The organism is Haliscomenobacter sp., assembly GCF_041740695.1.
Classification (GTDB): domain Bacteria; phylum Bacteroidota; class Bacteroidia; order Chitinophagales; family Saprospiraceae; genus Haliscomenobacter.
Window position 1 is genome coordinate 15540 of record NZ_JBGSLK010000020.1, and the last position, 15216, is coordinate 30755.

Genomic DNA, 15216 nt, shown 5'->3' on the forward strand with positions numbered 1-15216 from the left:
TAAAAAAAATTTCACAGTAGAACAAATCCCCTTTGGTCTGCACCAGATTTTCACAATTTTATCATCTCAAAGGGGTGACAAAAATCAGCCCCCTCTATTTTGGGCACGGGTACTTTTACAAGCAGTTTAACAATCAGAAAACAGTCATCAATGACGGCGAATACCACCCTAAGATCAAGTGCCGGAAAAGTACGTGTAGACCAGCACACCCAATGTTACCATTGCAGTGAGCCTCTACCCAGCGCCCCCATCCCATTTGATGAAAAAAACTTTTGTTGTGAAGGTTGCCGTACCGTATACGAAATCCTGAATACCAATGGCTTGTGCCAATATTACAGCATCGACGAAACCGCCGGGATCAGCCTGCGCGGCAAACGTAAAGAAGAATATGCTTTTTTGGACGACCCCGAAGTACTCAAAAGGCTGGTGCAATTCAGCGATGGCAAAACGAGCCGGATCACCTTGTTTTTGCCCCAAATTCATTGCGCTTCCTGCATTTGGTTGTTGGAAAACCTGTACAAACTGACCGATGGCATTCATACCTCACAAGTCAATTTTTTGAAGCGAGAGTTGCACCTCGTTTTTTCCGAAACACAAACCAGCCTGCGCAAAATCGCCGAAACCCTGGCCAGCATAGGCTATGCTCCAGCCATCAACCTCGGAAGCCTGGATGAAAATACCCGCCCAGTCATCAACCGTGGGTTTGCTTATAAAATTGGCGTAGCTGGCTTTGCTTTTGGCAACATCATGCTACTAAGTTTTCCCGAATACCTGGGATTGAATCAGCTCACAGAAACCGGTTTTGTCAAATATTTTGGCCTGCTCAATATCCTCTTGTCACTCCCCGTGATCTTTTTCAGCGCCCAAGATTATTTTCGCTCCGCTTATCAAAGTTTAAAACGGGCGCAACTCAACATCGATGTACCCCTGGCCCTCGGGGCTGCCGTACTTTTTTTACGCAGTGTGTATGAGATCCTGAGCCATACCGGAGCGGGCTACATGGATAGCCTGGCGGGTTTGATTTTTTTCTTGCTGATTGGCAAATGGTTTCAGCAGCGCACTTATCACCACATCTCTTTTGAACGCGACTACAAGTCCTATTTCCCCATTTCGGCCCGCAAAAAAGTGGGCCAAACCGAGCAATCCGTTGCCCTCGACAAACTGGACGCTGGCGACATCATCTACGTCCGCAACGGAGAATTGATCCCTGCCGACGCCATCATCCTGCGAGGAGAAGCCAACATCGACTATAGTTTTGTGACGGGTGAAGCCGAACCAGTACGCATTCCGGCTGGGGAAAAAGTATTCGCAGGTGGCCGTCAAATGGGCGGGGTGGTTGAGTTGGGTTTGAGCAAAAAAGTCAGCCAAAGTTACCTCACCCAGCTTTGGAATGAAGATGCGTTCAACAAAAAACAGGAAAGTCAGGCGAGCGTACTGGCCAACAAGGTGAGTAGGTATTTTACCACCGCTATTTTATTGGTTGGTTTTGGCACTTTGATTTATTGGTTGCCCCGCGATACGGGTATTGCCATCAATGCTTTTACAGCTGTATTGATTGTAGCTTGTCCTTGCGCCGGGGCACTGGCAGTACCCTTTACGCTCGGCAACGCATTACGCATTTTGGGGCGCTACAATTTTTTCCTCAAAAATACCAATGCCATTGAAGCCCTTTACCGCATTGATACCATTGTGGTGGATAAAACGGGGACAATTACTTCTGGGCAATCCAGCACCGTGCAGTTTGTAGGTGAACCATTGACTGCTACGGAAAAACAATTGATCATAGTATTAAGTGGTCAGAACAATCACCCGGCTAGCAAACTCATCCATGTAGAGTTGTCCAAAGAAATCAATGAAGAGACGAACTACCCGATTGGTGATTTCCAGGAAACGATTGGTAAGGGTGTTGAGGCTTTGGTCGGGCACCGCAAAATCAAACTGGGTTCTCGAAACTTTATGGACGAAGCACTCCTGAATCCAAATTTGGACGGTGAAGGAGTTTACGTCCAAATCAATAATGAGGTAAAGGGATACTTCGTATTGGAGCACTTCTTACGGCCCCAGGCCATCGAAACGCTGCAGTATTTCCAAAGCCTCGGCGAAGTCTATTTGTTAAGCGGCGACAATGATCGGGAAGCTGAATTGTTGGCGCCCATTTTTAAAGAGCGCGGCAACATGCATTTCCGCCAAAGCCCCAAAGACAAACTTCAATTCATTCAAGAACTCCAAAACGAAGGCCACCGGGTACTCATGCTGGGTGATGGACTCAACGACGCCGGGGCGCTCCGCCAGGCGGATGCAGGTATCGCCATCACCGAGGATACCGCCAATTTTACGCCGGCTTCCGATGCGATTCTGAGTGCCGATCGTTTTCACCGTTTGCCTGCTTATATCGATTATGCGCGTAAGAGTGTGGTCTTGGTATTTGGGGCGTATAGTCTGGCCCTTTTGTACAATATCGTAGGATTGAGTTTCGCCGTTCAGGGTGCCTTGTCGCCTGTAGTTGCCGCCATTTTGATGCCGTTGAGCTCGATTACGATTGTTATTTTTGGGACGATTGCGAGCAATTGGTTGGCGGCGAGGGTATTGAGTAAATAGTTGAGAAGCTTGAATTACGAGCTCCGGTCACTGAGCGGAGCCGAAGTGCCGGAGATCGTAATTCAAGCTTCTCAACTATTTTTTCCCACCCACTATCTCCTTTCCAAGAAATATTACTATTTTTGAACAATCTTTCATTTTTAGGGGCATACATCTACTTACCATTCCATTTGTTTTACTGGATTTTACTGATTCCGGCGTGTTGAACGACCCGGAAAATCACAATTCATTGTCCCATGAACAACCGATTAAAAAATGGAAAGCCCCTACTTTCCCCCATTTTTCAATTACCAATTGTTGTCCTGGCCCTGCTTTTGTCGGGCTACCTCTCCCCTATTTTTGCACAGGAAGCTCCGGTAAAAAAGGGTTTGATTCGTTTCCGCGAGTGGCAATATGCGCTGGGCGTAAGCCTCGGCACCAAGGGCGCAGGAGCAGACATAGCCTTTCGGGTGCGGCCTTCCTGGCACCTGCGGGCAGGTTTGAATTATCTGCAAGGCAGTTTTGGTCAACAAGCGTTTGATTTGGGCAATTTTGGCCTAAGCGACAATACCTGGCTGTTTGCTGGGAAAATCCGTCAGCATTCCGCAGAAATCATGGTTGATTATGCGGTGCTGCATGAGCAAGTAAGAGCAGTAGTTGGATTAGCCATCCACCCTGGCAATCGCATCAATGGAACTTTTATACTGCGAGACTCTGTCCAGTTCAACGAAGTAAAAATTGCCCCGGAAGAAATGGGCCAAATTGACGCCAGCCTTCGTTATGGACGTTTTGCATCGCCTTATCTGGGGGTAGGTTTGGGCCGGATGGTGCCTTGGCGGCGTTTAAGCGTGGGTTTGGATGCAGGCGCTTATTTTCGGGGCAAACCCAGCACCGATCTTCAGGCTACTGGCTTGCTTGAAACAAATGAAAACAACCGCCAAAGCCTACAAAACAACCTGCAGAACAAGCGCATTTGGCCCGCCGTGAACCTCCGCGTTGGCGTGCGATTTTTATAAAAAAAGACCATCCCTCCCATGAAATACCGCAATTTTTACATCCTATTGCTCAGCTTATTTTGCTGCAGCGCTTGTGAAAAAGCCCTGGATCAGCTCAAAGACGATACGTTGGACGGCCTCCAATTCGAGGTAAGTACCGGGGTATTGCACCAACCCCTGACCCTACAAATCCTGGATGAACTGACTGGCGAGCCCGCGGATGGCGTTAATTTGGAACTAATCAGCAGCGATTTTTCGAATTTGTACTCCAACAGCGGCAGCAAAACCTTACAAATCCAAGGAGGGCTCCTCACCCTGGGTACGCTCAAACGGGAAGCGCCCAGCGAAAGTGCACCACGCAAAGTACGTTTCCGCTTTCAGGGCTCTGGTTATTTAACCGTGGAAGAAGAATACCTGCTCAACGATACCTTGGGGCAACTGGCGACGGTTTGGATGCGCCCAATGCGGGCCTCGGCACATATAGATGTGTTGGAAAAAACCCTGTCCTCAGAACGCAATTCCAGCCTGACTTTTAGTACACCCAATCAACAAGCCAGCTTGCGCATCGACCCTTATGTGGAGTTCCGGGAAGGCCAGGCCAGCATTACTGGCACCTTGGCCCTCAAACTTATGGCGATGCCCGGCACCCCAGCGAATAAAAACTACCTGGAGTCCACTTTGATTCGGGCACCATTCCGCAAAGCCGATGGTAGTTTGGGCAAACTCAACCTCAATCCGGTTAGTTTGATTGATTTTCAGGTAAAGTCCGGTAGTGAGTCAGCCGATCGTTTGAGTTTCCCGGCCCAATTGAGCATTCCGATCAGTCCTGATTTATACAATCCATTGACGCAGGCTAAAATCAAAACGGGGGATTTGATTCCCGCGTTTTGGCAAAATCCAGATGAGGGAATCTGGCAAGCCAAAGCCTTTGCCACAGTTAGCAACCGCAATGGCAAACTGGAAGCCAGCATGCCTCTGGTCTACACAGGTCGCTGGGCACTGGGTTTTATGGAACTGTGGCCGGAAGAAAAAATTTCGGAACTTTGTCAGGTTTTTATCCAGGTACAAGCCGATATGCCCGATACGCTGAAGGGGGTGTATTATCGCGGGACTACTCCAGTCCGGTATCTCTACACGAGCAAAGCCAATCTGAATTTCATGCAGGTTTTTCCCAGTTGCCGCTCGGGTCAAGGTTTTGATATGGACGCTCTGGTGCGCAGCGTACGGGAGCAAACCCGGAGTTATTTTCTACAACAAGACAGCACAGTTTTTGCTGACGTGAATTTCCAACCGCAGGTCAGTGTATTTGTCATTCAACCCTTGCCTATTTGTTCAGAATACAGTTTTCAAGAAAAAAACAATATTCCCATTTCGGTTAACGCCGATGAGGCAACCGAAGGCTGGTTGTACTACCAAATTGGCAGCAGTAGCGGGTATCGCTTTATGCGTTTGAACAAAGGCATCAATAATATACAGGTAGCCTATCCACGAAATCCTTTGTTCACACCGGGTGGTTTTTATGGCACCCAGGCCCAGTTTATTTTTTATTACGAAGAAGGCTGTCAGTTGCGCAGCAGCACCCGCAGTTTTCCCGTTTGTGAAGTGCTCAACCAGGGAGCTTTGTTGCGCGTACGCCCGAGCAGTAGCAGCATTTTATCTAGCGTTGACCTGAGTCTGAATGCCGCTTGTGGGGGCACTTACCAGCCTGCCATCCGCCCTACCCTACCCATTTTTTACCGCAGTGCTTGCAACACGGGAATGGAAATGCCTTATAAAAAACTGGGCGACCTCAACGCTGGGACTTTGCTAGCCAATTTACCGCTACGGTTGGGTGAGCGCTACGATTTTAAAATCCAATACGGCCGGGAATTGCAAGAATTTCAAAGTATTCGGCTGAGTGCGGACTCGCTGGGCTTTGGGAAATTTTACACGATGAGTAAAAATGGGCGGATCAGGGTGCATTTTGGGGAGCTGGAGTTGCCAAAGGGCATTTGTAGCTTAGTGAAGTAAAGCTTTTTGTTAAAAATAAAGTAACAAGAATTTTTTAACTGAGTAAAATATTTTTCAAGCATTTAATTTCAAGTGCAATATCTTGCGCTTTGTAGCGAAATTTCGCTAATGATCAACCCATAGCACCATGCTTGAACAATACATCAGTTCCCGAAACCTCCACTTCATGCTCCATGAAGTGCTTGATGTCACCCAGCTCCAAAAAATCGAACACTTTGAGGCATACGATCGTGAGGCCATTGACATGACGCTTGAAGCCGCCAAACAAATTAGCGACCAATACCTCTTTCCTTTTTACCGCGTCATGGACAAGGAGAAAGCACGTTACGAAGACGGCGTAGTACATGTACATCCCTGTATGAAGCCCGCCATTCAGGCACTGGCCGAAGGGGGTTGGATCAATGCCCACGAAGATTTTGAGGCCGGTGGCCAGCAGATGCCTTATACCGTGCTCAATGCGGCTACGCTCATTTTTCACGCGGCCAATGCCAATATTGCCTGTAATGCTTTTCTTACCACCGGGGCAGCCAATTTGATTCGCACTTTTGGGTCAGCCGCGTTGAACGAAACGTATATTCCCCAACTCTACAGCGGCCAATGGCAAGGTACCATGGCGATGACTGAACCGCAAGCGGGAAGTTCCTTATCCGACCTCAGTTCCAGCGCTGAACCCGTCAACGATGGCGAATATTATACAATCAAGGGCCAAAAAATCTACATTTCCGGTGGCGACCACAATGCAGTGGACAATGTAGTGCACCTGCTCCTCGCCAGGATCAAAGGGGCACCAGCAGGCACCAAGGGTATTTCTTTGTTTGTTGTGCCTAAATACCGCCCGGAAAATGGGCAATTGGTTTTCAACGATGTCACAACCGCGGGCATTTATGGCAAAATGGGCCAAAAGGGTTACGTTGCTGCGCATTTGATGTTGGGTGAACAGCAAGACGATTGTCGGGGTTATCTGGTAGGTCAGCCCAATCAAGGGTTGCGCTACATGTTCCAGATGATGAACGAAGCCCGCATTGGCACCGGAATGGTAGCTGCGGCAACCGCTTCCGCAGCCTTTTATGCTTCCTTGAAATATGCCCATGAACGCCCGCAGGGCCGTCATCCTTCCAACAAAGACAGTAGCCAGCCACCAGTGTTGATCATTGAGCACGCGGATGTGCGGCGGATGCTCTTGTTTCAGAAAGCTATTACAGAAGGCAGCATTGCGCTACTTTTACAATGCAGCTTGTACGGCGATCTCGCTCATCGTGCTCAGGGTGAGGAAGCCAGCAATGCCCATTTGTTGCTGGAGTTGTTGACTCCTATCGCCAAATCTTACCCTTCCGAGATGGGAGTACAATCGGTCAGTCAAGGGATGCAGGTATTGGGTGGTGCGGGTTACACCGATGATTTTCCGCTGGAGCAGCACTACCGCGACATCCGGGTCAACTCCATTTACGAAGGCACGACCACCATCCACGGCATGGACCTGCTGGGCCGCAAACTGACCATGGAAAATGGTAAAGGACTGCAATTGCTGAGCCAAGAAATGCAAAGTGTGATTGAAGCAGCACTGCCCAGCGCAAGGTTGAAACCCTATGCTGAACAACTCATGAAAACCGGGGCTAGTTTGCAAGAAACTACCCTGAATCTGTTCCAATTGGCCCGTACAGAAAGCCCAGAGGTTTTTCTGGCCGATGCCACCTTGTACCTCGAATATTTCAGCACCATGATCATCGCCTGGATGTGGTTGAAACAAGCGGTTGCCGCAGAAAAAGGGCTGGCGCAAAACCCTGCTCAGGGAGATAAAAATTTCTATGAGGGCAAGCTTCAGGCCTTTAGTTTCTTTTTTGAGTATGAATTGCCGAAAATGGTGGGTATGAAGATCCGTTTGAACAGTCAGGTGAGGGTGACCATGGATACCACCCCCGATATGTTGGTGTAGGGGCGACCCTATGTGGTCGCCCCTGGGCGGCCACGTAGGCGGGCGGCCACAAAGGGCCGCCCGTACGAGGAGTGCATATTAATCCGGATGGGCGGCCACATAGGGCCGCCCCAACGATGGTCGCCCACACCAATCACCAATGCAAACTCAGGGCCAAAATCAAATTCCTTCCCGGTGCCACAATCCCCGAACTATACGGCCGATACCGCTGATCTGTGAGATTTTCCACCCCGGCCGTGAGCGTAAACCGTTCCGAAAGCGGATAGAGTGCCTTAAAATTGAAGGTATACCAACTCGGAGAGTAAGGTTTACCGTTTTTGTCGATGGCATAAATATAATCGGTAGCTCTGCCTTCTTCTGATAGTTTCTCGTAACTCACCTCACCACTGTATTGGGCATAAAACTGCAAATTGAGTCCACTTGCGGTGAAATTCAAGCGAGAAATACCAAACCAAGGTGCCGCATGCCGTGAGGGGCTTTTTTCGCCATTGTCCAATTCTTCTTCACCATCCTGCAGGTTAAACTGGGAGGAAAAAGACAGACCTTTGGCAATTTTCAATTCCAAACCCGCCTGCAAACCGATTACGTTGGCCACCGCTGCATTTTGAATGGCCTGCACCTGGCTTAGCATTCCATTGTAATCGATTTGGCTTTGTCCATTGAGGGTGTAATCCCGTCGGACCATGGCATTTTCCAAAGTGGTGTAAAAGCCGGTTAGGTCAATTTTCAGGGCCTCTCCAAAAACTTTGGCTATACCCAACTCGAAATTGTAGGCGTATTCTGCTTTGAGGTCAGGATTGGGGATAACCACCGAGCCTGGCGTAGAATCAAATACTTTTCCTACATCATCCACATTTGGAGAACGGAAACCCGTAGAAGCATTGGCCCGAATGCTCAAGTCCTCATTGGGGTTAATCACAAACCCGAGGCTACCTGTCAAAGCTGAATTGTCCAGTTTTGCGGTGGAAAAGGGAAAGGGATAAAAAGCCAGGTTGTTGCTAAAATCTGCGTCCAAGGCGAAGTTGTTGTAGCGCAGCCCTCCCTGGAGTACAAATTTTTCACCAGCTTTCCATTGATAATTCAAGTAAGCCGCATAGGAAGACCAAGTGGATTGTGGATACCGAGAAGGGCCAACAACCGACTTATTGTTAGAAACATCTACATTGGTACCTGATGATTCGACATCGTCAATCACCCCTTCCAGGCCATAGTACAATTGGCCACTGGTGCCCAGGGTTTTGGTAAAATCCAGGTTTAGTGAAGAGGCCTGCACTTTTTCCACCCGAATGCGCCGCTCGGTACGGTTCAAATCCCGATCTACCCGACTTTCTTCAAAAAACTGGTGAGCAAGGCGAATGGTCATTTGATCGTACAGCCCATCCTTGGCCGAATGGCTGATGTTGAGGTGGTTCATCGCCCACACCTGCGGGCCATAATAAAATTCACCACTGCGGGGCAGACCATTGCGCAGGCGAATGTGCCGATCATAACGGGAATAATCCGAAGTCGATGAATAGTGGAACGCGTATTGAAAATCCCAATTTTCGGAAGGTTTAAAGCGCACTTTTTGCATCAAGTTGATTTGGGTGTAGCTCGTGGGCCGCTGTACGAGTGGGTCATCGTTGGTCACTACGATATCGGTGGTGCCTTGCCTTTGTACATAAAATGGTCGTAGGTATTCATCAGGCCCAAAACGGCCCATGCGCAGGTCGCCGTAGTCAAAACTGGAAAAACTGCTTACCAGTGCCCATTTTTTCCAACCTACATTCACATCAAAATGAGCGGTTTTTTCCTTGTTCGCCGAGGAAAACCGACTCGTGGCCTTGCCCGTAATGAGCGTATTTTCATCAGTAGCCAGTTTGGGACTTAAGGTTTCAAAACTCATCACCCCTCCAATGGCATCGCTGCCATAAATGATCGAACCCGGGCCAAAAAACACCTCGGTGCGCTCAGTGGCAAAGGGATCCAATGAAATCACGTTTTGTAAATTGCCACTGCGGAAAATGGCGGTGTTCATCCGCACGCCGTCCACGGCATACAACAAACGATTGGTAGAAAAACCCCGAATCATGGGGCTACCCCCACCCTGCTGGCTTTTTTGGATAAAAACCTCGCCAGAAGCCCCGAGCAAATCGGCAGCGGTTTGAGGATTTTGTAAGGCTACCTCCCGACTCGTAATGGTGCTCACCTTGGAAGGGATGTCGCGCTGATTTTGGTTCCAGCGACTGGCCGAGATGACCACCTGATCGAGTGAAATCCGGGTGGAGTTGAGAACAATCAGGTAGTTTGCCTGCGTTAATTCGGTAAAACTTGTCGCAAGTGTTTTGTAGCCGAAATAGCGGATTTCAATTTTTTCAGCCCCAGCTAAGGCAGCAATGTCACACTGTCCCTTGGCATTGGTGGTCAGTAGTATTTTAGGATTGTTGCTCGAAAGGGTGGCATTTTCCAGTGGCAGCTTACTTTCGCCGTCTTGTATGGTGATCACCTGTGCAGAAACAAAAGATAGGGCCCAAAAGGCTATACAAGTAAAGAATAGTCTTTTCATGTTGATTGGTGTAAACAGTTCCATCAAATAAAATTAGGTTCAGGTACAACACCGTGCCTGAACGAAATCTAAACTAAAAACATGGAGGGTTTACACCAGTTTGGGTGGTGGAGAAGGCGGCGGTTGTTTCCAGGATTGATGACCGTTTTTTACTTTCCAATTTTGACTTTGGGCAAAATCATCCAGAGAGTGAGAAAGGAATGACTTCAAGGCATCTGGAATAGTATAATAAATGGATTTAAAATACTGGAAGAGTTGATCTTGGGCCTTTTGTTGTTGAGGATCACTAGTGAAGGCTTTTTGGGCAAGGTCGTCCAAATGCCGGTTCAGCAGGGTTTCTTCCTGATCCCACCAACACCAGTAGACCATGGAATCGCCTTGCTTCTTTTGTTCCAGCACATCGTACATTTGGTTTTGAAACTCAAATTCCTTGGCATGTTCCCACCGTAGTAAAGTATCAACCTGCCCTTCAGTAAATGCCAAACGCACCAAACGTTCCCTGCTCATCCCTTGCATCATTGCCTGTTTCACTTCCTTTTTGACCCTCAACTTTTGAAAGTGTAACCAGGTGTAAGTACCCAGTACAGGCAGGCTCAAACAAGCCAAAAGGAATATGCCAGACAGTTTTTTCAAGCTTGTATTTTAGCCAAAATCAATAAAACCAGTGGTGTAAAGCAAATATAAACGATTGTATACAAAGCGTGCTTTTTATTTCAAAACACAGCTTTCCACTTTTCATTTTTCACTTTTCACTTCCCCAGGTATTCGATTGGGATAATCCGTAATGATCCCGTCTACCCCCATCTCGATCAGTTTTTGCATTGCGCTGGTTTCATTGACTGTCCAAGGGATCACTTGCATACCCATAGTGTGAGCCTTTTGAACAACTTCAGCCGAAAGCAAGGCGAAGTAAGGACTATAGATATTGGGCGTAAAGCCAAGTTCTTGCACATTGGCTTCCATCCCACGGCGGTTTTCCACCAATAAAGCCAGGGTCATTTTAGGTGCAATAGCCCTAACTTCGCGCAATACCCGAGGATCAAAGGATTGGATGCAGCAGGAGTTGGTGATACCAAGATTTTGGATTTCATGAAGCACCAACTTGACAAATTCGGCTGGAGGGGGCGTTCTTTTTCCATCCCAATCAGGCTGGCTTTTGATTTCAATGTTGTAGCTCGGCAGGCTTCGTTTGTTTTTGGCACAGTAGTTTTGTACCGCTTGTACAACTTCTTTCAGGAGCGGTTTATGCGCGGCCATCGCTTGTTGTTCAGGGAAACGTTCATTTCCTCTCCGGCCACAGTCGTATTGGGCTATTTCCGCATAGGGTAGCTGATACAGCAATAGTTTACTTTCGTCTTCTGCTTTGACCGCTGTGCCAGCAGGGGTAGAACAAATAGCGGCCGACATCCAGGGCTCATGTGAGATCAACACCTGTTTGTCGGCCGACACAGCAAGGTCCAGTTCCAAAGTTTGAATACTCGGAAATTCCAATGCCTTTAAAAAAGCTGGCAATGTATTTTCAGGGGCCAAACCTCGTGCACCGCGGTGGCCTTGCCAATCAAATGTATTTTGTATTTTTGTATTGCTCACTGCGCTTTTTGAGGAATGACAAGCTGAGCAACAAAATAGGAAGATTGTGAATAGGAAGGGAAAGGAAAGGGTGGAACTTTGTTCTAGCACATTTTTCATACCTTGTTTTTTGCATACAAGGATATAAAAAATTTAAAGGGAGTAATCAATGTTCATTAAAAAAATCAAAACAAAAGTCATTCAGTACATCAGGTAACGTGTTGTCAAGATACAGTGTAGATGGGGACTGGTTTTGTAAGGGTCGATTTAAAGTAGTGGAGCAATAATATCCACCACTACAATCCCCTTTTTGCACCATTGGTACGGGTGTTTGTTAGTAGCAAAGACTTTCATAGAACTAAATTGTAGTAAAGTGTTCAGTGCCAAATATTCAGCATGTTCTTCAGTGTTCAAAGTGCGACATAAAGATAAGACTACTTTTTATTTAAAAATCAAGATTTTTAAATAAAATTAAATCGAGAAAAAAGCGTCTTAAATTCATACATTTTATCATCAAATATCAGATTTTCAATGCTTTATTGAACACAAATTCCACTTGAAAAGTTAAAATTTAAGCAATAAAAAGCCAAAATGAATTATCATAAATGCGTCATATATGTCAAAAAAACTGTTTTTGGGTTGTTAGAACATTTTTTTGATCTCCACTTTGATTTCAAGGATAGCATTTCCGCTCAAGCCAGAGGTTCCACACACTGCGCCATCCTCCGCTGAAACCATCGAACTTCTCCCCTGCAATTTAGCCCAGTACTGCACTTTAAACAGACTAGCCTGGGCCCCCAACAAGGAAATTTGAAAACCAATTACTTTACGTCTGGCGTCTTCTGTACCTGCAAAAGCACCATTTTGCACAAAGGCGGTCGCACCCAACTTTTGAATAAACAGGCGGTATTGAATGCCGATATTGCTGCTTTCAGGTTCCACTTTGAGCTCCAGGCCCAACAATCGATTGCTGGCAAAAGCATCTTTGGTCCATTGCCCCTCTTGCAGCACCACGCTGGACTCCCGATTGAAAAAAGCCTTACCACTTATGTTCAGGTCTCCCAATGGAGTCGTTCCGCTATTTTTTGCTATTTGCACTGCTTTGAGTGCATTGATGCGGCCATACCCGTAAAGCTGGCTATGTCCTTGAACATCGTAACTGCCGCCACTTGAGTCAATTTTATCACAAGCAGATTTGATGAGGGTTTTCACTTGGCTTGCACTCAACTCTGGATTGGCTGATAGCATCAGTGCAACTACTCCGGCTACACCGGGGCAAGCGCTCGAGGTACCGCCAAAAGTAGCGGTGTAATTGCCTTCTTTATCTCCAATGGTGTTTTCTGCATTGTTGACTCCAACGTTGTAGCCTCTCCCCCCCATCCGATCCGTGGTCCAAATACCTGGAGTCAGGGGGCGGGTAGGTTCAAGATTCGGTGCAAAAATATCATTGCTCGGGAAGGCGCACCAGATGGCTTTCCCAAAGTCGCTGTACACGCTGCGTCTGCCTCGGTCGTTGCAGGCTGCGACCGCAATAATCGGTGCATAAGCCCCATAACCATCCAGGTCAACACTTTCGTTGCCATTACCCGCCGCCCACACGATGACACAACCTTTTCCTTTACGTCCTTTTTTTAGCGCATAATCGATGGCCAAACGCGCACTGTCCGGCAGCGGAAAATTAATCAAGTGCATGGGATCATTGGGGTTGCTCCAGTCACCATCCGCGGGTCCCCAACTACAGGAAATCACGTCGGCACCGTTGTCGGCAGCCCAGGCAAAGGCTTTTGCCTCCGCCATGGAGCCTAGTCCACCCGAACGGATGGGCATTAATTTCGCCTCCGGCGCTACTCCTGTCGCTTTGCCAACACCCGCGGCACAGGCCACTCCTGCACAAGCAGTACCATGGTTGTCACCAAAGCCACGTGGGCGTGGGTCATCTGTATTGCGAATGGTATCACGAGGAGCGACCACTTTTCCTGTCTGGTTGAATTCGGGGTGATCGATGTCTATCCCATCGTCGATTACGGCAATAGTAGTGCCTAGCCCACGACTTATCTTCCAGGCGTCCTCAGCATACACGTTTTGTTCGATGGTACTGCCGTTGATTTTGGTATTGATCAGGTGCCACTGCATGGGGTGAATGGACTTAGAGCGTTTTTCTTGTACCAACTCGGGATGGCAATACTCCATCTCCGGCAACTCGATCAAAGTTTCGGCGATTTTAAAAATATCTAAACCCGTGCCTTCGGGTGCTTTGGCGAAATAAGCATTGGTAGCAAAAGTGAGTTTTTCGGCAATCTCCAATTGCTGCTCTTTTAGAATGGCTTCACAACGTTCGGGAGAAATTTCGTCTTTAAATTTGACGAAAAAATTTTCAGTATATACATATATGGTACCTGTCTGGGCATCTTTCAATACCCGTCCGGCAAAACGAATGCTCGGTTCTTCTTTGAAGAGCCGACGAATCGTGTTGCGCAAGGCTTTGACCAAAGAGCGCTTGGCTTCCAAAATTTTGTACACCACAACATCTGCTTCTGGGAAAGCCGCCACTGGTGATAAAGCGGAAGCAGCTTCCCGGGAAGCTTCCGATAGCTTGACATCTGCCAAAGATTTGCCTGTTTGAGTACGCACCACCACGAGGTCGGTGGCTTCAACCAATTGAACGAGCTGGCCGTCGCGGCCTCCGTAACGAATAGAATACATTGTGTTTGGGTTTTAGGAGCACTTAAGCCCCGGGTATTAGTTCAAATTTGAGCCTTGCGTTTTCGGTAGCTGTAAAGTTTTGGACGACAATACCAATGCTTGTATCAATAAGGCAATGATCACCAAAATGGCCATTTCAAAGTAAGAGGAGGAAATGTTACCCAGCATAATCCGTTTGGATTGGCTACGCAAAACTTGCCCTTCGGTCGTTTGAATCTCGGAGAGCTCGGTCAACACAGCAAATGCCTTTGCGGTGCTTGCTTCGCTCGTTTCGATCAAATTGGCCTGAACCAGTCCGTGGCGTTTCGTTTGAGCCATCACTTGGGCATCAATTGCCGTCATGTTGGCCAGGATAGCCTTAAAACGTTGATACGTGGCTGCTTCTTCTGTGGTGAGATGGGTTTTTTCATATTTATCGATGATGGTGTTCAATTTCTGTTGGTACTGATCAAAATCATATTTGTCCGTCGCAGGGTGATTGCCCAGCAAACTGGCCTGGAAAAGTTCACTTTTTTGCTGCAATTGATCGTACAACTGAAACAGGTAACTCTCCGCCATTAATCGATCCTCGTACATGGAAGAGAAGGATTTGTCCAAGCGGCGGATTTGGGATCTTTCAACCAGGTTGTTCCACATCACCAATCCCAATACCAACGCGAGCAATACTGATGCGGTGGCTTTTTGCCGAATGCCATAGGTCCATTTCATATTCATCCCCTTTTTACAAGCAAGATTGTTCACAGGGAAAGTTACAACTCTTTTTTGTGGGAAAAAAGCAAATTTTGGTCAATCAAGCATCGAAATGCGTTAAATACCTGCTGGAACCGGAACAAAATCGCGACTACCTTGTATTCATATTTAGCATCGTGTTGGATCTTATTGAT

Annotated in this window: 9 protein-coding genes; 4 read left to right on the plus strand and 5 right to left on the minus strand. The window is 47.5% G+C overall.

Annotated features, from left to right (window positions below; genetic code table 11):
- Positions 1-150 precede the first annotated feature (150 nt).
- The 4 genes from ACEW9O_RS03620 (at position 151) to ACEW9O_RS03635 (ending at position 7515) form a co-directional block, all read left to right on the plus strand.
- Entirely contained in the window at positions 151-2598 is a 2448-nt protein-coding gene (locus ACEW9O_RS03620; protein ID WP_373548761.1) for a heavy metal translocating P-type ATPase, read from the plus strand.
- 236 nt (positions 2599-2834) lie between these two features.
- Positions 2835-3593 carry a hypothetical protein gene (locus ACEW9O_RS03625; protein ID WP_373548762.1) on the plus strand — a complete coding sequence of 253 codons (759 nt, stop codon included), beginning with the start codon at positions 2835-2837 and terminating at the stop codon, positions 3591-3593.
- Positions 3594-3611: 18 nt separating this feature from the next.
- Complete coding sequence (locus tag ACEW9O_RS03630) at positions 3612-5582, plus strand: hypothetical protein (protein WP_373548763.1); 1971 nt, start codon at positions 3612-3614, stop codon at positions 5580-5582.
- Positions 5583-5709: 127 nt separating this feature from the next.
- Entirely contained in the window at positions 5710-7515 is a 1806-nt protein-coding gene (locus tag ACEW9O_RS03635; RefSeq protein ID WP_373548764.1) for an acyl-CoA dehydrogenase, read from the plus strand.
- 133 nt (positions 7516-7648) lie between these two features.
- On the opposite strand, the gene ACEW9O_RS03640 is transcribed toward ACEW9O_RS03635, so the two are convergent.
- From ACEW9O_RS03640 to ACEW9O_RS03660, 5 genes are all read right to left on the minus strand, one after another.
- Positions 7649-10060: a TonB-dependent receptor domain-containing protein gene (locus tag ACEW9O_RS03640; RefSeq protein ID WP_373548765.1), complete on the minus strand. Its 2412-nt coding sequence runs from the start codon at positions 10058-10060 to the stop codon at positions 7649-7651.
- 90 nt (positions 10061-10150) lie between these two features.
- Positions 10151-10693: a hypothetical protein gene (locus ACEW9O_RS03645; protein ID WP_373548766.1), complete on the minus strand. Its 543-nt coding sequence runs from the start codon at positions 10691-10693 to the stop codon at positions 10151-10153.
- A 102-nt stretch (positions 10694-10795) separates the two neighbouring features.
- On the minus strand, positions 10796-11749 hold the full coding sequence (locus ACEW9O_RS03650; protein WP_373548767.1) for a glycerophosphodiester phosphodiesterase: 954 nt from the start codon (positions 11747-11749) through the stop codon (positions 10796-10798).
- 522 nt (positions 11750-12271) lie between these two features.
- On the minus strand, positions 12272-14332 hold the full coding sequence (locus ACEW9O_RS03655) for a S8 family serine peptidase (protein ID WP_373548768.1): 2061 nt from the start codon (positions 14330-14332) through the stop codon (positions 12272-12274).
- Between the two features lie 36 nt (positions 14333-14368).
- Entirely contained in the window at positions 14369-15040 is a 672-nt protein-coding gene (locus ACEW9O_RS03660; protein ID WP_373548769.1) for an MCP four helix bundle domain-containing protein, read from the minus strand.
- Between the last annotated feature and the right edge of the window lie 176 nt (positions 15041-15216).